We start from the raw sequence: 22,978 nt of genomic DNA, 5'->3' as shown, positions 1-22,978 counted from the left end.
ACGTCACCTGCCGCGTTTCGCTATTCAAACCCTGTAGGAAAAGTCTACTGAAGCAAACGGATTACTTCCACTCAGCGGTATAAAATATGTCACGCTTATCATGCCTGCTATTCCTTTTCTGCCCGGTTCCTTTTCTTACGCAGTACGAAGCCATGTTTGCCGTTTTCATTACCTGAACGACAGCGCACATTAACAATAAAAATCTGACATAACCTAAATTTATATCACCATTTAAAAACCCCCGCATTTTTGTGCAGGGGTTTCTTTTCAACAAAAATCAGAGGGAAATATACTTCTTCAATACTCTGACCAACTGGGTCACAAACCCGTATTCATTATCATACCAGGCGACCGTTTTGACCAGTTGCACGCCATCAAATTCTGTTACTTCCGTTTGGGTCGCATCAAAAACGGAACCAAAATGGATGCCAATAATATCAGACGATACAATTGGATCATCCGTATAGCCAAATGACTCATTATCAACTGTTGCATTTCTCAGCGCGTTATTGACCTCTTCAACGGTGACGGTCTTATTCAGGACGGTCACTAACTCCATCACTGAACCCGTTTTTACCGGAATACGCTGGGCATGACCTTTCAGTTTCCCGTTAAGTTCAGGAATAACAAGACCAATCGCTTTGGCCGCCCCTGTCGTATGCGGGATAATATTTTCCGCCGCAGCACGAGAAGCCCTGAAGTCTTTACCTCGGGGACCATCCACCAGAGCCTGGGTGCCGGTATAAGCATGTACCGTCGTCATCGTGCCGACGTTAATACCAAAGGCGTCATTCAGGGCTTTTGCCACCGGTGCCAGACAGTTTGTCGTACAGGACGCAACGGAAATAATGTTATCAGCAGAAGTGAGCGTTTCATCATTCACATGATAAACGATGGTCTTCATATCGCCAGCAGGCGCGGAGATAAGCACTTTTTTCGCTCCGGCTTCAATATGGGCATTCGCTTTTTCTGCTGAGGTATAAAAACCGGTACATTCCACAACAACATCAATACCCAGGCCACCCCAGGGGATATCACCCGCATTTTTCTCAGCAAATACTTTGATGACTTTACCATTGACGATAATTGAACCGTCAGCATGGGAAACCGTGCCGTTAAAGGGACCATAGTTTGAATCATATTTCAGCAAATAAGCCAAAACATCCGGCGAGGTGAGATCGTTTATAGCGACAATTTCCACATTCAGTTCGGTTTCCAGAATCCGGCGTAATACCAGTCTACCAATACGACCGAAACCATTGATGCCAATTCTTTTCATATTCAATCCTCAAAATAAAAGCGCTCATAAGACACTACCAACATACACAACAAGGTTGCCGATGCTGCATAATTTTATTGCTGGTTATCATCAAAAAAACTGCACAATAAAGTTAGATATAAGCATTATGATTATGATACGTTGATACATAATCAATAACCGAAAATGGCAGATGTATTATCATGTACAAAAGTGTGCTCGACGTTCTACTTGAATGGCTCCACAACAATACAGACAAACCATTACGAATTACTGACATAGCCGCGAGATCAGGATATTCTCCCTGGCACCTCCAGAGAATATTCAAGTCGCATACCGGCGTAACCCTTGGTCAGTATGTGACAGAGTTAAAATTAAATAAGGCCTTTGAACTTTTATCGACAACCAGGACACCGATAATGGATGTGTCCTTTATCGTAGGCTTTTCCAGTCAGCAAGCCTTTTCAAGACGATTCCATCAATACTTTGGGAAAACGCCAGGACAAGTCAGACGCGATATGACAGAAAAAAGAGAACGCGTTTAATTTCAACTGAACATCAGGCAAGCATAATTTTAAAGAGCAACGAACATCTTATCCCTTCTGGAATACCAGGGATTACATCGCTTTGATGATCATATGATAGTTATCAGCGTCGGCTTGACACGGCCATTTTATGTCACTGCCTGAGCCCATCAATACTCAAATAACATATTCACTATCCTGATTTAGTTGACAACATCAGCCCCTACATCACTCATGTTTTTTTAATCGGGTCGACGATGCCGGCAATTCTTTCGGCCAGAAATGGCAATAAGATCCGGGTCACTGCGCTGCGCTGGCGATGTTTTGGATACAGCGCGCTGATCGTCAGCGGAGGCGGCGAGTAATCAGACAATATCTGCACTAAAGCGCCTTGTTGCAGCGAGTCTTCAACGATAAAAAGCGGCAAAAGCGCAATACCGGCCCCCGCTTCTGCGGCCTCGCGGATCACGTCCCCGTTATTACTGCTCAGATTGCCTCTGACGGCATACGTATTCGGTGAATTTTCCTCCGTCAATTTCCAGCCGAATTGCCCCTCCCGACCATACAAAAGGCAGCTATGCTGCGCCAGTTCAGAAGGCGCCAGAGGCGTACCGTGCAAACGGAGATAATCCGGGCTGGCGCAAATCACCATCGGTAATTTACCCAGACAGCGAGCAATTAAGGTAGAGTCCATCAGGTTCCCGATGCGCAAAACCATATCGTAGCCTTCGCCCACCACATCGACATATCTGTCATTCATATCAATATGAACGGTAAGTTCTGGATGCGCCGTCTGAAATTCAACAATCAGGGGGGCAAGTCGCCTGATGCCGTATGTCATCGGCAGGCTAATCCTGAATGACCCGGCCAGTTTTTGCTGCCGGGCGGAGATAACCTGCTCGGCTTCATGAACCTCTTCCAGAATGCGCCGGGCATGATGAAAAAAAGCCTGGCCGGTATCCGTAACGGACAACTTTCGGGTATTTCGCACCAGTAATCGGGCTGAAACTTTTTTCTCCAGCGCGGCCATTCTTCTGCTGACAAATTGTTTGGATAGACTCAGGTGTTCGGCTGCTGCTGTAAAACTTCCCATATTTACGATGGTTACAAAAATTCGAATATCTTCTAAATGCATTACTGTCACCAGATACGGGACGTATGATTGTCCTGTTATGAATACAGTCCCTATAATAGTTTACCGGTGGTGAAATCGTAAACCCCATGAGTCATGACAAGGAACAATATTTAATAAATAATAAGTTTCCAAAAGTTTTCTTAAACATGTTGTATAAAATTCTTAAACAAGACATGAGAAAAATATGATTGTCACATTTTAAAAGACAGTGAGTAATGTTTTTGAACATTGATGTTAGCCATAAAACTTCTAAACTGAGTCTGTCGTCACATTCTGACCGACAGATCAAAATGATGGTAAAGATATTCCCCTGTCATTAATCAGATGACGGATGGATAACAAATAAAAAGGAAGAGTACGCGGATAAGGAACGAACATTGCTGACAGCACGTATACCGTAACATGAAATAAGTGCGACGGGAAAATGTTGAACGTCAGGAAGGAATAACACGGCATTATTCTCTTCGGGAATGCGCATTTCTAATCATGTTGTGCTTACACTATATTAGTTCAGGAGAAAGTGATATGTCTCATTACCTTGATGTCCTCACCCCGCAGAACAGTCAACTGATTTTTATCGACCAGCAACCCCAGATGGCCTTCGGGGTACAATCTATTGACCGTCAGGTACTGAAAAACAACGTTGTTGGCCTGGCCAAAGCGGCAAAACTGTTTAATATCCCCACCACCATCACGACCGTAGAAACCGAAAGTTTTTCCGGTAACACCTATCCCGAACTCCTGGCCGTTTTCCCGGAAAACAACATCCTGGAACGTACTTCAATGAACTCATGGGACGATCAGAACGTTCGTGATGCGCTGGCGGCGAATGGTCGTAAGAAAGTGATTGTTTCCGGTCTGTGGACGGAAGTCTGTAACACCACGTTTGCCCTGTGTGCAGTCAAAGACGCGGATTATCAAATCTATATGGTGGTTGATGCTTCCGGCGGCACCTCCGTTGATGCGCACAAATACGCTATCGATCGTATGGTTCAGGCAGGCATCGTACCGGTAACCTGGCAGCAGGTCATTCTTGAGTGGCAGCGCGACTGGGCCCGTAAAGAGACCTACAACGGCATTATGGATATCGTGCGTGAACACTCCGGCGCCTACGGCATGGGCGTCGATTATGCCTATACTATGGTTCATAAAGCGCCTGAGCGCGTACAACACGGCGAACGTATCGGCCCAAACCCGGCTAAATAACACCTCCAACTGATTTACGGCAGGCGTAATGCACCACGCATTGCGCCTGTCCTGATGAGGTCCGCATGAAAATGTATATCCTTTCTCTGGGTGCCGGACTTCTTGTCGGCATTATTTACAGTTTGCTGAATGTCCGCTCCCCCGCCCCACCGCTGATAGCCCTCCTTGGCTTGCTGGGAATGCTGGTCGGCGAACAAGTTATTCCGGTAGGCAAACAACTTCTGTCCGGCACAGCCTTTTCTTCAGCCTGTACCAAAACGCATGCCATCAGCCATATCTTCGGGCAGCTCCCCGGCCGCCAGGCAGCTGAAGACAGTCATTCCTCAGAGGAGAAACGCTCATGACACAACATGTTGTCGCAGACGTTATTCTGCATCATGGTCTGTTTACCACTCTCGATAAAAGCACCCCAACCGCCAGCGCCGTCGCAGTCAAAGACGGGAAGTTTCTCGCGGTTGGCGGCGACGCTGAAATTATGGCCTTCGCAGGTCCGGCAACCAAAGTCGTCGACCTGAAAGGCAAACGGGTATTACCCGGGCTGATTGATAACCACACGCACGTAGTACGCGGCGGGCTTAATTACAATATGGAGCTTCGCTGGGATGGCGTACGTTCGCTGGCTGACGCGATGGATATGTTGCGTCGGCAGGTAGCCATCACCCCGGCACCGCAGTGGGTTCGCGTGGTTGGCGGTTTTACTGAACATCAGTTTGTGGAAAAGCGTCTGCCAACTATCGAAGAGATCAACGCCATTGCGCCGGACACCCCGGTGTTTCTGCTGCATCTCTATGACCGCGCGCTCCTGAACGCCGCGGCTTTGCGTGCTGTCGGGTATACAAAAGAGACGCCGGAACCACCCGGAGGCGAGATAACCCGCGATGCGAAAGGCAATCCTACCGGATTATTACTGGCACGCCCCAACGCGGGCATCCTTTATGCCACGCTGGCCAAAGGCCCCAAACTGCCGTTTGACTACCAGGTTAACTCCACCCGCCATTTCATGCGTGAGCTGAATCGCCTGGGCGTAACTGGTGTCATCGACGCCGGTGGCGGATTCCAGAATTACCCCGATGACTACGCCGTTATTCAGAAACTTGCAGATGAAAATCTGATGACCGTGCGCCTGGCCTATAACCTCTTCACGCAAAAACCCCAGGAAGAGAAAGAGGATTTCCTCAACTGGACCCGCTCCGTCACCTACAAACAGGGTAACGACTACTTCCGCCATAACGGCGCCGGTGAAATGCTGGTATTTTCGGCGGCGGATTTCGAAGACTTCCGCCAGCCGCGACCGGATATGCCGCCGGAAATGGAAGGCGAGCTGGAAGAAGTGGTTCGCATTCTGGCGGAAAACCGCTGGCCCTGGCGTCTGCATGCCACCTATGACGAGACCATTTCTCGCGCCCTCGATGTTTTTGAGAAGGTCAATCAGGATATCCCGCTTGAAGGGATTAACTGGTTCTTCGACCACGCCGAAACAATTTCTGAGCGTTCAATCGATCGTATCGCGGCGTTAGGCGGTGGTATTGCGGTTCAGCACCGTATGGCATATCAGGGCGAATATTTCGTTGAGCGTTACGGTGCCGGCGCTGCGGAAGCCACACCGCCTATTGCCCGTATGCTGGAAAAAGGGGTGAAAGTGTCCGCCGGTACGGATGCCACCCGCGTAGCATCCTATAACCCGTGGGTTTCTCTCGCCTGGATGATCACCGGGAGAACCGTGGGAGGCATGCAGCTTTATCCGCGTCGTAACTGTCTGGATCGGGAAACAGCGCTCCGAATGTGGACGGAGAACGTCACCTGGTTCTCCAATGAAGAAGGTAAAAAAGGCCGTATTCAGGCCGGTCAGTTCGCTGACCTCATTGTGCCGGACAAAGACTTTTTTGCCTGCGCCGAGGATGAGATCTCCTTCCTGTCTTCAGAATTAACGATGGTGGGCGGAAAAATCGTCTGGGGGGCGGGTCCTTTCGAATCCCTGGATGACAATCCTGTCCCACCCGCGATGCCGGACTGGTCGCCAACGCGCACCTTCAAAGGCTACGCCGCATGGGGAGAGCCAGAAGGCGCGGGGAAAAACTCGCTTGCCGTACGACAAATGGCGATGGCCTCCTGCGGTTGCTCTCACGGCTGCGGCCTGCACGGGCACGATCATGCTGGCGCATGGACATCCAGCCTGCCGGTATCGGATCTGAAAGGGTTCTTTGGCGCGCTTGGCTGCTCCTGCTGGGCTGTCTGACCGTGGAACCTGACATGACATCTTCACAACGTCTGACGCATGCCGTTCGCCCCCTTATCGGGGCGGCGGTATGCCGTTGGCTGGCTGGACGTGCAGAAAAAGACGGCTGACGAATAAAAAAACATTCAGCAATGGCGGTAATCCGTGGTGGATCATTCGTGACAGTCGTGAACTGGATATCGCTCGCCACCAGGGTAAATATGTGGTTGAGATCGCGCTACAACTTAAGTCCTGATATATACATGCGCATATTACTCCGGGTAATATGCGCATGATATATCGATAAATTTCGCATTATTATCAGAAATTAACACAGTAATACTTTATCGCTCTGAATAATATACTGCATTAAATGAAAACTGGACAATGGCATTGACCAGTAATTCCCCTGTTGTAAAACGACACCGCGCAGTGATAAATAGTGGTACTGCTGATCATTTTCAATACCATCCGCGATAATCGTATAATTTTTATTTACCGCCGAACGAATAATATCATCAACACTCGCGACAGGTTCTTTGGAGTCCGAAATTAATCCGGTAACTGACTTTTCAATTCTGACAGCATCAACCGGAAGATATAAATTACGGTCAGCATTTAAACGTTCTAAAAATAAGGAGCTCATTTTAATTTTAATGCCTTCGACACGTAACCTCCTGAGAACTGAATCAAACTCAAGCGTTGTATCACGATAAACAACCTCAGGAAATTCCAGCGTCAGTTTTACATCGCTGGGCAAGCGTTTTTGAAACTCAACAAACGAATCAATAAGTTCTGGCATAGCGATCATCGATTCACTAAGTCGGAAATTAATGTAGAATGTTCTCGGCAGTCTGAGGCGTAAAGAGAGTATATCTTTTTCCACTTGTCGTAAAATGAAGTTAACTAATGGAGATATCATCCCGGTTTTATTTGCCAGAGAGATAATCTCTTCATTAATAACGGATGTATCGTTCCCCTTCTTCCATCGCATGACCACTTCTGCGCCATATAATGCCCCGGAAGCACAATTCATGACGGGTTCGTAATAAGGAACGAACTGCTGTTTGCGCAGCCCCCGGCGAAGTTGTATATACCGGGACATCGCGATTCGTTGTAGCGTATAGTTAAACAGAAAAGCGGCAGGGACGGCAATCGCTGCGGATAAAAAGAGAATAAAAATAAAGTTAAGAACAGAAGCAATGCCCGTATGTTCCGGGTATTCCATTACCTGATAATCAAACATATTAGATTGTTGCCAGGCGGAGTTTTGAAAATCAATACTATTTGTACTGATTAACTTATCATCGGAGAGAATATTTCCATTCACGTTAACAAGTAAACGACTGTCTGCAAGCAGCGACTTAAACCAGTAGGTACTGATCGTCACCACTATTGCGTTATTTCCTCTCACAGTAACGTAGGCTAATACAGGCTCCCCGCGAAATGCCGGCGTTTCATCAACTAAAAATAGCCGATTACCGTTCTCCCCTGCGGTTAAATTGCTGAGTTCAGGTTTTGCCATCCCGGATGAGCAATATACCCGCGAATCCTGCAACAGGAAAATGCCCCCAATATGCGGATAACGGTGTATCTGTTTCGTCAGCATACGCACCGTTTCATCTGAGCAGCGTTCTGTTAAATGCGCGGTCAACGAATCTGATATCTGTTTCGCTTCAAACAGCAGCGAATCTACGCGCTGGATTAATGCTCTTTTGTCATTATCTACCCGGCTGGACGCACCCAGCCAAAAAGTCACCATGCCGGTTATAGTGATGGTTAAGAATACGATCACAAAAACTAGCTTGTTTCCCACCAATCCCCCAGCATGTTGTTTCATTGAGTTCTGTAAAAGTCCCTTTAAATATAAGCAAGACTCATTGTCATCCTGGCTTACGTAGATTAAACCTCTATTAAAACCTCACTCTGCCTTTTTGTAAAGGTTTCAGGCGTGATGACAGAGAGTTTAACCGGTTTTCGCATTTGATTGTTTTTATACTCAACATACTCATGCCACAATCTCAGCCAGGCCAGATACTCAACGAAAAACTTTGTTGTTTTATTGATGCTCAGCTTTCGCAAGGCGTTCATTTTTTGATTACTGATCGTCTTTTCGCTGACCTTGAACTGTTCTGCAATTCGTCGTTGACTGATCCCCTGACAAACTTTTTTTATGACGCGTAACTCACTTACGGTTAATACTTCTCGCTTCCGTCTGACAGCGGGATGAGATTTCGTTTTTGATAGCAGCGTTTCGATTTTGAATTTTCTGTTTTTCTCGGTGAGATAAATACGCCGACAATGTGAAAAAATCAAAATCGGTTCATGGAAAAAAGGCATCTTTGCCTCTTCAGTATCAAGCATATAGAGACAATCGCGCCCCGTATCAAACACAATCAAATTACGGGTGGTATTCAATGCCATTCTTTCTACTAATGCGCTAACCCCAAGATGGAAAAAACTATTTTCTGAGATTACAATCATTCATCCCTCACTCTATTCTTCCTGAAGAAAATTGTTTTTTAATGTTATAAAGATGAGAACTCACGACAGAAAAAGGGGGCACGACGCCCCCTTTCTGCTATTTAAAATTATATTTAATCCCTATCATTGCTGAGGTGTCATTGTATCCTTTATCGCCCAGCTGGACGCCGACATTCCCCCAGACATTGAGTTGTTGATTAATTTGCCCCTCAACGCCCGTTTTTATTTCACCCAGATTACGCGCGCCTTCCTGCCGGATGCTGACACCATCCATTTTTGTGCCGAAATCGCGCGTATTGTGGAGCCAGTTCACTTCCACGAACGGCTGGAACTCGCGCGCTTTGCCTTCATCAATCGCGCTGTGGCCTTTCAGGAAAGTACGCACGCCCAGTCGGGTCTGAACGTTGCCGTCCCCTTCACCGCTGATACGTGTGCCATTCGATTCACGATGATCGTCAGCTTCGACGCCCATCCAAATGGCCTGCGCCTGCGGCTGGATAAACCATTCATTTTTAGAACCCTTACTTCCTGCAAATTCACCCAGCTTGTGGGTGTACCCCAGCTCCAGCGACCCGGTGATCCCTTTAGATTTGTACGATTCGCTCTGAATATCCTGGCCTTTGACGCTGTTATTAAACCAGCTGTACTGTGCCCATGAATCCAGATAAGCGCCCTGATGCGTTTCATCATTGGCATACCACGTTGCATACACACCGGCGCTGTAGCCGTTCACGGAACCGTCAGAGCGATACCCTGTCGATGAGGAGCGCGTGTTGCTGCTGTTGTGTCCATATCCGGCCATGACGCCAAGGTGCCAGCGATCCAGTCCGTCGCCGCTCCAGCGGGCAACATCACCCCCTACCTGCATCACATAGCGGTTACTCTGGGTTTTAAGCTGACCGGAGCTGTCCCGCCAGGCATTATGCCCGCCCGCCTGACGCATCCACATGCTGGTGACTTTCTTCTCGCCCGTCAGCGCGTCAATGTACTGCGTTTCGCCAAGACGATCGTGAAGCCGCGTAACAAACAGCGTATTGGCTGCCGCCAGGTTAGCTGTCCAGGTGCCCGGTTCAGGACGGATATCGGGTTCAGGTTTCGGGCCCGGCCCCGGATTTGGATCTGTCTTATGGCTGGTTAAATACCAGTTACCGTTGTTGTCGCCCTGACCACGGGCCAGTGAATAATCATACGCCCCGGCCACAATCCTGCCGTCCTGCGTAAACTCACCGTCGGACTGACCATCAACATGAATCACTTCAATGCCATTGATCGTCTGCGCGCCAGAACCGCCAGCATTCGTCACGCTGACGCCGGTTGTGCCAGAGGTGTTTCCTTTAACAATCAGTTTATCCGTGACGGAATTATCATCATTCAACGCGGTATTCAGATGAAGATGACCGCCATCTCCCTGATAGTTCCCGTTTACCACAAGCTGATTACCGGCATCTTTACCTTTGCTTCCGGTCCAGATATCGCCGCTGTTCGTCAGATTGCCGCCTACGGTAAAGCTGACAGGTGAAGAAGCCGCTCTGCGAGCCGCGCTGAGGTCATCGCCAATCAATAACGTGCCCTGGTTAGCCATATTTCCGGCTACGCCGCCAAACCCGGATAAGCGCCCGTCTTTCCCGATATTGACCTGATGACTGGCCAGCGTGAACGCGTTATCCGCGCTGCCCAGAGTCAGACCACCGGCGTTGATATCCGTCGCGCCGGTCCACTGGGCGCTGTCGCTAAGCGTGACGTTACCGCTGCCATTCTTCACCACGCTCCCGCTGCCTGTAACACCGTTCTCCAGCGACCAGTTTTCGTGAGTGTTCAGCACAAACTTACCGGCATTCTGAATCGCGGAGGTGCCTAACTGCTGCGCGGAAGAGGCCGTCAGCGTGGAGTCGTTGTCGATGTCGAAGGTCCCGGCAAAATGGCTATTATTGCCGGCAAGCACCACATCACTGGCATCCAGTGCGACTTTCCCGGCATCGCTGATGCTGTTGTACAGCACGCCCGTGGCGTTGCTCAGATTAAGCAGCCCGGCGGCAACAATATCTCCGGTACCCAGCCCCAGCGTATTATCCAGCACCGCCGTCGCGCCCTGAGCAATCGTGGTCGTCGCCTTCAGCCCCGTATTCGCCCCGGAGACATTCAGGGTTCCGCCTGCAACGGTGAGCTCCCCGTCGCCCGTCAGTACGCCAGACGCTTCACCGCCGTTTGTCAGCGTCAGATGACCGCCGTTCAAATCGCTCAGAGAGCCGCTTTCAGCCGTGAGCTTGCCGATGGTTTGTGAATGACCGCGCATATCAAACCCGGTATCGCCAGCCAGTTTCAGTTCGCGGGTATTTCCCAGCACATTATCGTTCAGCATCGCCAGATTACCGCTGCGCACATCGGTGACGCCGCTGTAATCATTGTCCATATTCGACAGCGTCACCGTCTGGCCTTTCTGGCTGTCAAACGCCAGATCGCCGCTGCCGGTCACTCTGGCGCTCAGGTCAGCCGCGTTGCCGCTTTTCCCGTTCGCATCAAGGATAAGCGCATCGGCGTCTTTACCCAACAAATCGACCTGGGTCAGGCCATAGCTGACATAAAGTCCGTCATCACTGTCACCGCCGGTCAGACGATAGTCATACGTTCCTTTCGCCACCACTGCGCCATTCTGGGCGATATCGGCTTCAACAGCATCACTGATAGCATTACTGCTCTGGTCAGTTAGCGTTAAATTACCACCGTTACCGACAACGCCTCCGTCACTGGACACAAGTTGAACAAGAATATTGCTGTTATCCTGTTCCAGAAGAGGGATATGAGTATCCGGCGTTGGTCTGTCGTTACTGAAGGCCGCGCCCGTTGTAACCTGTACGGTTCCCTGACCTGAAATATCCAGTATTCCTGTGGTATGTACGGTATTTTCTGTCGTCGTCTGGCCCGGAATAATATCGCCAAAAACCAGCGTACCGCCGTCAAAGGCAAGTCCATCAATAACCTGCTGTCCTGGCCCCACTTTAACTGTCGCTCCCTGGCCCACCTTTAGTCGCATAGTTTTCAGCGCAGCTGTATTCGTATCTGCAAGGTAAAATAAGGTCTCTTTAAGCGCCAGAATGCCGCTGAAATTATCGGTCAGTGAAGAGGAGTTAAAATCAAAAATATTCCCCCCGGTATTCACTGCAAGCGTACCCTGCCCCGTCAGCAGGTTAATAAACTGCCAGTCATGATCGGTATTAATCGCCAGTGTGCCGCCAGTAACCGCAATATCACTGGAGCCGATATTTTTTTGTTCTGAAATAACCAGCGTGGCAGGAGCATCAATATTAAAGTCCCCCTGATAAGCTGAGTTATCACCAGACAGCGCAGAAACTCCGCTTAACGCATTTATTGCCCCATTACCGCTGATATCTGCCCCAAGGGAAAAATCACTGCTGGTATGATTCAGAGTCAGTACGCCATTTCCGGAACCAAAAATAATTTTTTGAGCGTCGATCATTCCCGCAGCGACAGCATTCTCGCCCGCTCTGGCACCGGTTGCTAATTCCCCTAAAGAACCTGCACTGCTCGCAATACGGATTTCCGGAGCGCTCAACGTTCCGTTATCGGAAGCAACCGCGGTTCCTCTTCCAGCAAGTCCAACGGTTAATATGCCCCCCGCAGAGACTATTGAATCCGTTCCATCAACTTTAAGCAGGTTATCGTAGACCTTCGTTTCCGCCTGGTTTCCTACCTGAATAGTAGCTTCGGCGCGAGTAACCCCGCCATTCGATGTGATGAGGCTTCCAGAGCCATATGTTCCAACAATAATTCGACTGGCAGTCCTGAGCTCACTTCCTTTACCGTCAACATTAACGATGCCAAAAGTCTCCGCAGATGTTGCTCTTCGTCCACCAATCCATATTCCACCGAATGATATGCTCGGATCTTCATGATAAAATTTACCGCCATCAGTGATATTCAGTACACCGCTTCCGGCGCCAGCGCCAACCTGCATGGCACTGGTTCCCACAGATACAGTAACGATACTCCCCTCACCAGAAACATTGAGCGTACCAGTCCCCCCCTTGCTTTGAGTACTGGAAACATCTGTTGTACCGCCAATATCCAAAGGATAAGAATAACTGGAAGCCCTGATTGTCAATTTTCCACCATCGACAACATTTACGATTCCATTGGAACCGGCTCTGCCAATCTTTAATAGATCAGTTTGTACTTCACCACCGCGAATAATATTCAGGATACCGTTAGTTTCATATCCTACATTCGTGGAGGAGGTATCACTCCATAAATAATCAATTGTGCTTTCCTGATTATTGTTGATATTTGTCGCCACCGCGTTTGTTGCGCATAACGCAGAAACAACAGCAAGAAACACTTTACTCAGTTGCATAAGAGACCAACTTTAAGCTCACGATTAATCATGCATACTTAAACTCTGCTATAGCAGGATACGAGCTACGCTGACGGGAGCTCATCCACCCCAGGTAATACCTGGGCTATGACGCAGATGTAAAAGCCGTAACCAGAATAAAAGTCAGTTAAGCTGCGAAGCAGAAACAAACCCCTACTCAGAGGAGTACTATTATTATACAAAATATCAATTAGATCGACAAAAACGATCAATATCATAATTTCAATAGGAAATAACAATCAAAAATACATAGATCGATCGTCACCGGCGATCGGAAATTTAAAAAATATTAATAAAAAAACCTTATATTTCAGCATAAAAAACAGAAAAATGAATAAAATAAGAGGAAGAGTGGAAATGCAGTGTCAGTACCTGATATTTCAGACTGTGTGATGTGGGTAATGCCATGACAAGCAGCACATTCGCGTCATCCTTCACCCCCATCAAAAAATATTTACGCATCTTAATTAATAATTTCTGGCTGATATTAATCCCCCGGTGGTACATTAGTTGTCCAAGCATTCATGCCCCTCGTGGTTTTGTCCTGACTAAGCTTTACACTCTTTACAGGAACCATTGTCGTACATGATGGCCTAACTATCGTGAGTGTACCGCTGCGGACAATGAATCTTCTGCGATACATATTGTTCGTATCAACAGAGGGTATTTATGTTCCCACAATGCAAATTTTCTCGTGCGCTACTGCACCCGCGCTACTGGCTTACCTGGTTTGGTCTTACTGTACTCTGGTTACTGGTGCTGCTTCCCTACCCCGTTTTACGCTTCCTGGGTACGCGAACCGGCAGACTTGCCCGTCCCTTTCTGAAACGTCGCGAATCCATCGCCCGTAAGAATCTTGAGCTTTGCTTCCCCAATCTGACGCCGGAAGAAAGGGAAAAGATGATAGTGGAGAACTTCCACTCCCTCGGAATGGCACTTATTGAAACGGGTATGGCGTGGTTCTGGCCTGATAAGCGGGTACGTAAATGGTTTGATGTGGACGGTCTGGATAACCTCACACAGGCGCAAGCGCAAAAACGCGGTGTGATGGTCGTAGGCGTCCACTTTATGTCGCTGGAATTAGGCGGTCGGGTCATGGGGCTGTGCCAGCCGATGATGGCGACATACCGCCCGCACAATAACTCGCTGATGGAGTGGGTTCAGACGCGGGGTCGCATGCGTTCAAATAAAGCGATGATTGGGCGCAACAATCTGCGCGGCATCGTCGGCGCGCTGAAAAAAGGTGAAGCCGTATGGTTCGCCCCGGATCAGGATTACGGCCGTAAAGGCAGTTCATTTGCCCCCTTCTTCGCGGTCAAAGACGTCGCAACGACTAACGGCACCTATGTGTTATCCCGCCTTTCCGGTGCAGCGATGCTGACCGTCACCATGATCAGAAAAGGTGATAACTCAGGTTATCGTCTGTACATCACGCCAGAAATGGAAGGCTACCCGGAAGAAGAGAACCAGGCGGCAGCCTATATGAACAAGATTATTGAGAAAGAGATTATGCGCGCACCTGAGCAATATCTCTGGATTCATCGTCGTTTCAAAACGCGCCCTTTAGGGGAAGCATCGTTGTATGTTTAAAAAAGGCCGCAAGGCCTTTTTTATTGCCCGGCGCTATCTTTCCTTCCAATATCCCTGTTAACCACCTGGTTTTTATGTGACTTTTTCTGAACAGCAATAGCGTCGCTGAATAGCAATTTATTACCGTCAGAAATTAAACTGTCGCCGAATCACGACAGTTGTAAGTTACTAAAAGTAAATAAAAAAATGCCCCTTGTCTCGCCTCATTTTTAGGCGTACATTAGCGCCGTCTGGAGCAATAACGCACAGAATTCTGAGGTGATGCCACAAGAAAGACGGAGAACATTCTCAATCTCATTCTGGCGGGCACCAGCTCTCTATACACAGGTAAATTTAAGTTCATTTAGGCGTGCTTAAAGCGACGCGGAGAGATGAAACGTGAAATATTTCTTTATGGGCATTTCATTTATGGTCATCGTTTGGGCCGGTACTTTTGCCCTGATGATCTAAATTGAGAAGATGCAGCAAAAAACAGGAGCCAGATGGCTCCTGTTTGCTTTTCTACTCGGTACCTTCTGTTACCGATTTCGCCCCCGCAGGCAGCAGGCCGTCTGCGCGGAACATGGTCTTAATACCTCTGATCGCCTGACGTATACGATCCCGGTTTTCTATCAGCGCGAAACGCACATGGGTGTCGCCGTAGTCGCCGAAACCGATCCCCGGCGACACGCACACTTTGGCGTCGTTAAGCAGCTTTTTCGCAAATTCCAGCGACCCCATTGCCGCGTACTGCTCCGGTATTTTTGCCCAGACATACATCGAAGCTTTTGGCATTTCGACCATCCATCCGGCTTCATGCAAGCCTTTCACCAGTACGTCGCGGCGACGTTTATACTGCTCAGCGATATCACGCACGCACTGTTGATCGCCTTCCAGCGCGGCAATCGCCGCCACCTGTAACGGCGTGAAGGTTCCGTAATCGTGGTAGCTCTTAATCCGCGACAGCGCGCTGACTAACGTCTGGTTGCCCACCATAAAGCCAATGCGCCAGCCCGCCATGTTGTAACTTTTCGACAGGGTGAAAAACTCCACCGCCACGTCGCGCGCGCCCGGCACCTGCATAATTGACGGCGCTTTCCAGCCGTCATATACGATATCGGCATAGGCCAGATCGTGAACCACCAGCACGTCGTAGCGTTTGGCCAGCGCAACCACTTTTTCGAAGAATTCTAACTCAACGCACTGTGCCGTCGGGTTGGAGGGGAAACCAAGAATCATCATCTTCGGTTTCGGGTAGCTTTCACGGATCGCGCGTTCCAGCTCGTTGAAGAAATCCACGCCTTCCACCAGCGGAACCGAACGCACCTGCGCGCCGGCGATGACGGCGCCATAAATATGGATGGGATAACTGGGGTTCGGCACCAGCACGGTATCGCCATGATCGAGGGTTGCCAGCATCAGGTGCGCTAACCCTTCTTTCGAACCAATAGTGACGATCGCTTCCGTTTCTGGATCGATATCCACGTCGTAACGTTCCTGATACCAGCGGGAGATCGCCCGGCGTAAACGCGGGATACCGCGTGAGGTCGAGTAACCATGCGTATCCGGGCGTTGAGCCACCGTACAGAGTTTCTCGACGATATGAGGAGGCGTTGCCCCATCCGGGTTCCCCATGCTGAAGTCGATAATATCTTCGCCGCGCCGACGCGCAGCCATCTTCAGCTCAGCGGTAATGTTAAAAACGTAGGGAGGGAGACGATCAATACGCGTAAAGCGACGTTCAGGGCGGGTATCAGCCATAGTATCCTCAGATTCACGTTAGCGCCCGGACCGTCCGAGCGACGCTGCCACGACCGTGGCATGCTTAGAAAATAGCCTGAAAAAAATCCTCCTGTCGAGAGGCAAACGAAAATATTTTTCATCGGCTTAAAAGGGGAATACTAAAAAGAAAACGGGAATACTCAGCAAAATACCGCCCATAACAACCATCAATTAATTAACATTTTGATATCAATAAAATTACCTTAAGGCGTTCCTCATCCTGGTGAGGTCTTGTCATTTCTCTAACAAAAGATCAATCCCCTTTTAATATTATGGTTTTTCCTCATTAACAGCGCCGCATCAGCGAGCTGGTCATATGGGTGCGGGTTACCTATCATAGTGGTTTAACCCAGTCACAAGAGTCACCCGTGCACGAAATATTCAACATGCTGCTGGCGGTATTTGACCGGGCAGCGCTAATGCTGTTCTGTCTGTTTTTCCTCATCCGTATCCGCCTGTTTCGCGAACTGTTGCATAAGTCAGCGCACTCCCCGAAAGAGCTGCTCGCCGTTACCGCGATTTTCTCGATGTTCGCCCTGTTCAGCACCTGGTCCGGCGTGCCGGTCGAAGGCTCGCTGGTGAATGTTCGCATCATCGCCGTGATGTCCGGGGGCATTTTGTTTGGCCCGTGGGTCGGGATCATTACGGGTGTGATCGCCGGTATTCACCGCTACCTTATCGATATTGGCGGGGTCACTGCCGTACCGTGTTTTATCACCAGTATTCTGGCGGGATGTATCGCGGGCTGGATAAACCGGAAAATCCCAAAAGCACAGCACTGGCGCGTGGGTATTTTGGGCGGGATGCTTTGTGAAACCTTGACCATGATTCTGGTCATTGTCTGGGCGCCGACCATCGCGCTGGGCGTAGATATCGTGTCCAAAATCGGTATCCCGATGATCCTCGGCAGCGTATGTATCGGTTTTATCGTGCTGCTGGTTCAAAGCGTGGAGGGCGAGAAAGAGGCCAGCGCCGCGCGGCAGGCCAAGCTGGCGCTGGATATCGCTAACAAAACGTTGCCGCTCTTTCGCCAGGTCAACAGCGAATCACTCCGCCAGGTGTGCGAAATCATCCGTCATGATATCCATGCCGACGCGGTAGCAATCACTAATACCGAACACGTTCTGGCCTATGTCGGCGTGGGGGAAACCAACTACCGCAATAACGATGATTTTGTCAGCCCGACCACGCAACAGGCCATCAATTACGGGAAAATCATCATTAAAAACAATGATGAAGCGCACCGCACGCCAGAAATACACTCAATGCTGGTCATCCCATTATGGGAAAAGGGCGTAGTGACCGGGACGCTAAAAATCTACTACTGCCACGCGCATCAGATCACCTCTTCCCTGCAAGAGATGGCGATCGGCCTGTCGCAGATTATCTCCACCCAACTGGAAGTGTCCCGCGCGGAGCAACTGCGGGAAATGGCAAATAAGGCAGAGCTGCGAGCGCTGCAAAGTAAAATTAATCCCCATTTCCTGTTTAATGCGCTGAACGCCATTTCGTCATCCATTCGGCTCAACCCGGACACCGCACGCCAGCTCATTTTTAATCTGTCACGCTATCTGCGCTATAACATTGAATTAAAAGATGATGAGCAAATTGATATCAAAAAGGAGCTGTATCAAATCAAGGACTACATCGCCATTGAGCAGGCTCGTTTTGGCGACAAGCTGACCGTCATTTATGACATTGATGAAGAGGTGAACTGCTACATTCCCAGTCTGCTTATTCAGCCGCTGGTAGAGAATGCAATCGTCCACGGCATTCAGCCCTGTAAAGGAAAAGGCGTGGTGACCATCAGCGTCGCCGAATGCGGCAACCGTGTGCGAATCGCCGTCAGGGATACCGGCCACGGTATTGATCCTAAAGTAATTGAGCGGGTGGAGGCGAATGAAATGCCGGGAAATAAAATCGGCCTGCTGAATGTCCATCATCGCGTTAAGCTGTTATACGGTGAAGGGCTGCACATCCGCCGTCTGGAACCGGGCACCGAAATCGCCTTTTATGTTCCCAATCAGCGCTCCCCTGCCGCCGCACCGGCAACGTTATTGCTTTAACCCGGAGATGAGTAGTGAAAGTCATCATCGTTGAAGATGAATTCCTGGCCCAGCAAGAATTAAGCTGGCTGATAAAAGAGCATAGCCAGATGGAGATTGTCGGTACGTTTGACGACGGTCTGGACGTGCTCAAATTTCTACAGCATAACCGCGTTGACGCCATTTTTCTGGACATCAATATTCCCTCGCTGGATGGCGTACTGCTGGCGCAAAACATCAGCCAGTTCGCCCATAAGCCGTTTATTGTGTTTATTACCGCATGGAAAGAGCACGCGGTAGAGGCGTTTGAACTGGAAGCATTTGACTACATACTGAAGCCGTACCAGGAATCACGCATCGTGGGGATGCTGCAAAAACTGGAGGCCGCCTGGCAACAGCAGCAGGTCGTCGCCGTTCCCGGCAGCCCTGTCGCCCGTGAAAACGACACCATCAATCTGATCAAAGACGAACGCATTATCGTCACGCCGATCAACGATATCTATTACGCGGAAGCGCATGAAAAGATGACGTTTGTCTACACGCGACGGGAGTCGTATGTCATGCCGATGAATATCACCGAGTTTTGCAGCAAACTGCCAGCGTCGCATTTCTTTCGCTGCCACCGCTCGTTTTGTGTGAATTTGAACAAGATCCGCGAAATCGAACCCTGGTTTAACAACACGTACATCCTGCGGCTCAAAGATCTGGAATTTGAAATCCCGGTCAGTCGGAGTAAAGTGAAAGAGTTCAGGCAGTTAATGCATTTATGACGCAGGATTAGGTGATGAAAGAGCCAGGCTTGCCCGCAGACCAACAGTTTTTTGCCGATCTGTTCAGCGGCCTGGTGTTAAACCCGCAGCGGCTGGGACGCGTCTGGTTTGCCACGCAACATACCGCTCTCCCCACAGGCAGCCTGTGTATTGATTTACCGCGTCTCGACATCGTATTGCGCGGAGAATACGGTAACCTGCTCGAAAAAAAACAGCACGCCCTGACGGAGGGTGAGATGCTGTTCATTCCCGCCAGGGCGGCAAACCTGCCCGGTAGCGATGAACCGGTGATGCTGTTAAGTCTGGTGTTTGCCCCGGCCTGGTTAGGATTATCGTTTTACGATAACCGTACCGCTTCCCTGTTACGCCCGGTGCGACGCATTGAGTTAGCGCACCAGCAGCGTGGTGAAGGGGAAGCCATGCTCACGGCTCTGACCCACCTGAGCCGCTCGCCTCAGGCGCAGGATATTATTCAGCCTCTGGTTCTCAGCCTGCTGCATCTGTGCCGTAGCGTGGTCAATACTCGCCCGGACTCACGCCGCCCGCGCTCGGAATTTCTCTATCACAGTATGTGCAACTGGGTGCAGGACAACTACGCCCGGCCACTGACGCGAGAAAGCGTGGCGCAGTTTTTCAATATCACGCCGAATCACTTATCAAAACTGTTCACCCAGCACGGCACCATGAGTTTTGTCGAGTATGTTCGCTGGGTGCGAATGGCGAAGGCGCGCATCATTTTGCAGAAGTACCATCTGTCGATTAGCGAGGTGGCGGAACGTTGCGGATATCACGACAGCGACTATTTTTGCCGCCTGTTTCGCCGGCAGTTTGGCCTGACGCCGGGAGAGTACAGCGCGCGTTTTCAGGGTTAACCGCCGGATGACGGCGTAAACGCCTTATCCGGCCTACATGTAAAACGAATAACCGGGCATAACCGCCGGATGGCGGCGTAAATGCCTTATCCGGCCTACATGTAAAACGGATAACCGGGCATAACCGCCGGATGCGGCGTACACGTAAAACGAATAATTGGGCGTACACGTAGGCCCGGTAAGCGAAGCGCCACCGGGCATTCACTCAGACACGCAGATTCAAAACGTCAGTTCCGCCTCCAGCAGCGCCAGAAGACTTTCGGCATCCTGAGCGGCGAACAGCGACTGGCGGAAATTTTTATTCACCAGCTTACGCGCCAGCTGCGAAAAGACTTTTACATGGTTAATCCCTTCATCAGCGCCCAGCGTCAACATAATCACCAGCTCAACCTCGCCCATCTCCGACTGCCAGTCAACAGGGCGCGCCAGCCGCGCAATGCTGATGCTGGAATGACGTATCCACTGTGATTTGGTATGCGGGATCGCCACGCCAAAACCGACAGCAGTCGTGACAATCTCCTCACGTTGCCAGACATCCTCTTCCAGCTCAAACGGATGCTCAGTACGCCCGTTTACGCCGAGATTGCCGCAAAGAAACTGGATCACCTGCTCTTTGTTGCTCAATGACTCGCCCACAAAGATATTTTCCAGCGCCAGCAGCGGACGCACGTCTTTTTGCGGCGCAAACTGATTCAACAGCGTTTCAATCTCCTCTGCGCTACGACACTCACAGGCCTGCGCCGCAAGCGCCCGGCACGCCTGGCTGTCCATCTGTCGCAGCTGGCTTTTCACGCCAGGGATTCGCGGGCTGCTCATGCTTAATTCATCCAGTTCCAGCCCCAGCAGCAGCGGTAAATACCGGCTTTCACCGCCCAGCTCGCCGCAAATCCCCACCCATTTTCCGTGCTGATGCGCCGTGCGGACGATCTGCTGCAACATGCGCAGAAATGACGGCGTAATCGGGTTATACAGCGGCGAGACGCGCGGATTATTACGATCGACGGCATACAGATACTGGGTCATATCGTTCGAGCCGATGCTAAAGAAATCCACCTCATCGCAGAAGTGATCGATGATGTAACAGACCGACGGAACTTCCACCATAATCCCCAGCGGGATCGTTGCAGCATGGCGCAGCCCGTCTCTTTTGAGTTCCACGATCGCTTTTTGCAGCTCGCTTTTAACCCACAGGATCTGATCGAGACTGTGTACCATCGGGATCATCAGTTGCGCCTGACCAAAGGTTGCCGCACGCAAAATAGCGCGAAGCTGCGTGCGAAACAGCCCGGCAAACTCAGGATAAATACGCACGGCGCGATAGCCGAGGAAAGGGTTCTCTTCCTGCGGGATATTGAGATAGCGAATATTTTTATCGCCGCCAATGTCCATCGTGCGAAAAATAACCGGCTTCTCTCCCGCCGCCAGCAGTACCTGCTGGTAGGCCTCAAACTGTTCCTGTTCGTCAGGGGCGCTGTCGCGATCCATGAACAACATTTCGGTGCGAAACAGACCGATGCCTTCCGCGCCATTGGCAAACGCGCCCGGCGCTTCCAGCGCCGTACCAATATTGGCGGCGATATCAAGACGCTGATTATCCCGGGAGAAAGCAGGCAAAGACGCTTCTCTCGCCTGTTGCTGTTGACGCTTATCCGCCAGTTGCTGCGCAATGGCGTAATAGCCGCAGACGGCGACGTTCGGGTTAATCGCCAGCACGCCGCATTGGGCATCCAGCACCGCAGGTTGCCCGGCGTAGCGACCGAGCGCGTCCAGGGGCAACCCGCTGAGCACCGGAATCGCGGATGCGCGCGCCAGAATCAGCGTGTGCGACGTTCTGCCGGTTTTCTCCAGAATCATGCCGGACAGGTGCTGCAAATCGAGGCTCAGGAACTGGCTTGGCGTCAGATCTTCCGCCACCAGAATGGTCGGTTGTTCAAGAATCAACGTATTACGCGGGCGGCGTTCCGGCCAGGTGATATGCAGCAACTGTTCGCTAATATCACGGATATCGCTTACCCGCTCGCGTAAGTAGTCGCTTGCGGAGGACGACAGCTTGTCGCACACCTGTTCCATATTGGCGATAATCGCCGCGCCCAGCCCCTTGTGCTGCTCGTCCATCAGGCGACGAATGTTTCCCGCAAACTCGTCATCCTGGATCAGCGACAGATGGGCGCTAAGGATCGTTTTACTTTCACCGTCACGTTCGCGAAGCTGTTGATTAAGCTGCTCCGCCAGCGTCGCCAGACTATGTTCGAGCCGGGTGCTGTCTTCCGCGCTGGCCGGAATTGCGCGATACGCCTCCAGATTATCGTTTTGCCACAACGTGAGCGCGCCAGCGCCGACGCCGTTAGCCAATACCGCGCCATACAGTAAATCGGGATTCAGTCGAACCAGCGAGCGCGGCAGCGGATGCGCCGCCAGTTCCGCAGAGGTCGGCTGAACGCTGTCACTGTCGATAAACCGGTGCTGGAGATAGATTTCCAGAGAACGCCTGGCCTGCTCTTCATCACTGCCGCTAATGTTCAGACTGCAACTGTCGTTAAACAGCGTTCCGGTGCCGATCAGCGCCAGCGAGCTTTTCGCGTCCGCGCGCGCATTCTGGCGATGGTTAATAAACGTCACCTCGCTTTGCCACTGGCTGCACTGCTCTTTCAGTTCCCACGCCGGACGCGCATGCAGGCCATTTGGCAACGGGCAGAGAAATTGAATCGTTAACATAACAACTCCTGAT

16 protein-coding genes and 1 pseudogene are annotated in these 22,978 nt (G+C 50.4%); 9 read left to right on the top strand and 8 right to left on the bottom strand.

The features are described 5' to 3' along the window. Positions 1–277: 277 nt before the first annotated feature. Positions 278–1,279 carry a type I glyceraldehyde-3-phosphate dehydrogenase gene (gene gap / locus OGY62_RS16160; protein ID WP_286460288.1) on the bottom strand — a complete coding sequence of 334 codons (1,002 nt, stop codon included), beginning with the start codon at positions 1,277–1,279 and terminating at the stop codon, positions 278–280. A 182-nt stretch (positions 1,280–1,461) separates the two neighbouring features. On the opposite strand from gap, the gene OGY62_RS16155 reads away from it, so the two are divergent. Continuing rightward, positions 1,462–1,803 carry a helix-turn-helix transcriptional regulator gene (locus OGY62_RS16155; protein ID WP_071818848.1) on the top strand — a complete coding sequence of 114 codons (342 nt, stop codon included), beginning with the start codon at positions 1,462–1,464 and terminating at the stop codon, positions 1,801–1,803. A gap of 211 nt (positions 1,804–2,014) precedes the next feature. Here OGY62_RS16155 and OGY62_RS16150 read toward each other — a convergent pair whose 3' ends face one another. Then, positions 2,015–2,917: a LysR family transcriptional regulator gene (locus tag OGY62_RS16150; RefSeq protein ID WP_200073632.1), complete on the bottom strand. Its 903-nt coding sequence runs from the start codon at positions 2,915–2,917 to the stop codon at positions 2,015–2,017. A 525-nt stretch (positions 2,918–3,442) separates the two neighbouring features. On the opposite strand from OGY62_RS16150, the gene OGY62_RS16145 reads away from it, so the two are divergent. From OGY62_RS16145 to OGY62_RS16135, 3 genes are all read left to right on the top strand, one after another. Next, positions 3,443–4,123: a hydrolase gene (locus OGY62_RS16145; RefSeq protein ID WP_012131416.1), complete on the top strand. Its 681-nt coding sequence runs from the start codon at positions 3,443–3,445 to the stop codon at positions 4,121–4,123. Positions 4,124–4,188: 65 nt separating this feature from the next. Next, on the top strand, positions 4,189–4,467 hold the full coding sequence (locus tag OGY62_RS16140; protein ID WP_012131415.1) for a XapX domain-containing protein: 279 nt from the start codon (positions 4,189–4,191) through the stop codon (positions 4,465–4,467). Next, positions 4,464–6,359 carry an amidohydrolase gene (locus tag OGY62_RS16135; RefSeq protein WP_286460287.1) on the top strand — a complete coding sequence of 632 codons (1,896 nt, stop codon included), beginning with the start codon at positions 4,464–4,466 and terminating at the stop codon, positions 6,357–6,359. The genes OGY62_RS16140 and OGY62_RS16135 overlap by 4 nt, the downstream gene beginning before the upstream one ends. Positions 6,360–6,666: 307 nt before the next feature. Here OGY62_RS16135 and OGY62_RS16130 read toward each other — a convergent pair whose 3' ends face one another. The 4 genes and pseudogenes from OGY62_RS16130 to OGY62_RS23325 form a co-directional block, all read right to left on the bottom strand. Further along, positions 6,667–8,178 carry an EAL domain-containing protein gene (locus tag OGY62_RS16130; protein WP_114848265.1) on the bottom strand — a complete coding sequence of 504 codons (1,512 nt, stop codon included), beginning with the start codon at positions 8,176–8,178 and terminating at the stop codon, positions 6,667–6,669. A 62-nt stretch (positions 8,179–8,240) separates the two neighbouring features. After that, positions 8,241–8,822: a LuxR C-terminal-related transcriptional regulator gene (locus OGY62_RS16125; RefSeq protein WP_012131411.1), complete on the bottom strand. Its 582-nt coding sequence runs from the start codon at positions 8,820–8,822 to the stop codon at positions 8,241–8,243. 97 nt (positions 8,823–8,919) lie between these two features. Then, a complete protein-coding gene (locus OGY62_RS16120; RefSeq protein ID WP_286460286.1) occupies positions 8,920–12,393 on the bottom strand; it encodes an autotransporter outer membrane beta-barrel domain-containing protein in 3,474 nt (1,157 codons plus the stop codon). Between the two features lie 174 nt (positions 12,394–12,567). After that, a pseudogene (locus OGY62_RS23325) lies at positions 12,568–12,795 on the bottom strand (hypothetical protein); the annotation flags it as partial. Between the two features lie 1,086 nt (positions 12,796–13,881). On the opposite strand from OGY62_RS23325, the gene lpxP reads away from it, so the two are divergent. Together lpxP and ypdK are read left to right on the top strand one after the other, a co-directional pair. After that, positions 13,882–14,802 (top strand): kdo(2)-lipid IV(A) palmitoleoyltransferase, encoded by a 921-nt coding sequence (lpxP, locus tag OGY62_RS16115; protein ID WP_012131406.1) that lies wholly within the window; start codon positions 13,882–13,884, stop codon positions 14,800–14,802. Positions 14,803–15,180: 378 nt separating this feature from the next. Then, the gene (ypdK, locus tag OGY62_RS16110; RefSeq protein WP_010723117.1) at positions 15,181–15,252 is read left to right on the top strand and encodes a membrane protein YpdK; all 72 of its coding nucleotides are present in this window, start codon (positions 15,181–15,183) and stop codon (positions 15,250–15,252) included. 51 nt (positions 15,253–15,303) lie between these two features. Here the strand turns inward: ypdK and alaC are convergent, their stop codons facing one another. Next, positions 15,304–16,542: an alanine transaminase gene (gene alaC, locus OGY62_RS16105; RefSeq protein WP_012131405.1), complete on the bottom strand. Its 1,239-nt coding sequence runs from the start codon at positions 16,540–16,542 to the stop codon at positions 15,304–15,306. Between the two features lie 389 nt (positions 16,543–16,931). Here alaC and ypdA point away from each other — a divergent pair, with 389 nt between their 5' ends. The 3 genes from ypdA to OGY62_RS16090 are packed head-to-tail and all read left to right on the top strand — an operon-like array spanning position 16,932 to position 20,250. Further along, a complete protein-coding gene (gene ypdA / locus OGY62_RS16100) occupies positions 16,932–18,629 on the top strand; it encodes a two-component system sensor histidine kinase YpdA (RefSeq protein WP_115181318.1) in 1,698 nt (565 codons plus the stop codon). 14 nt (positions 18,630–18,643) lie between these two features. After that, entirely contained in the window at positions 18,644–19,378 is a 735-nt protein-coding gene (ypdB, locus tag OGY62_RS16095) for a two-component system response regulator YpdB (RefSeq protein WP_012131403.1), read from the top strand. A gap of 14 nt (positions 19,379–19,392) precedes the next feature. Then, entirely contained in the window at positions 19,393–20,250 is an 858-nt protein-coding gene (locus tag OGY62_RS16090) for an AraC family transcriptional regulator (protein WP_286450580.1), read from the top strand. 219 nt (positions 20,251–20,469) lie between these two features. Here OGY62_RS16090 and ptsP read toward each other — a convergent pair whose 3' ends face one another. Continuing rightward, positions 20,470–22,965 (bottom strand): phosphoenolpyruvate--protein phosphotransferase, encoded by a 2,496-nt coding sequence (gene ptsP, locus OGY62_RS16085; protein WP_286460285.1) that lies wholly within the window; start codon positions 22,963–22,965, stop codon positions 20,470–20,472. Positions 22,966–22,978: the final 13 nt, after the last annotated feature.

The organism is Citrobacter sp. CK198 (assembly GCF_030333295.1).
In the GTDB taxonomy this organism is placed as follows: domain Bacteria; phylum Pseudomonadota; class Gammaproteobacteria; order Enterobacterales; family Enterobacteriaceae; genus Citrobacter_B; species Citrobacter_B koseri.
The sequence above is the reverse complement of the archived record's forward strand: the minus strand, read 5'-3'. Positions and strand labels throughout refer to the sequence as shown.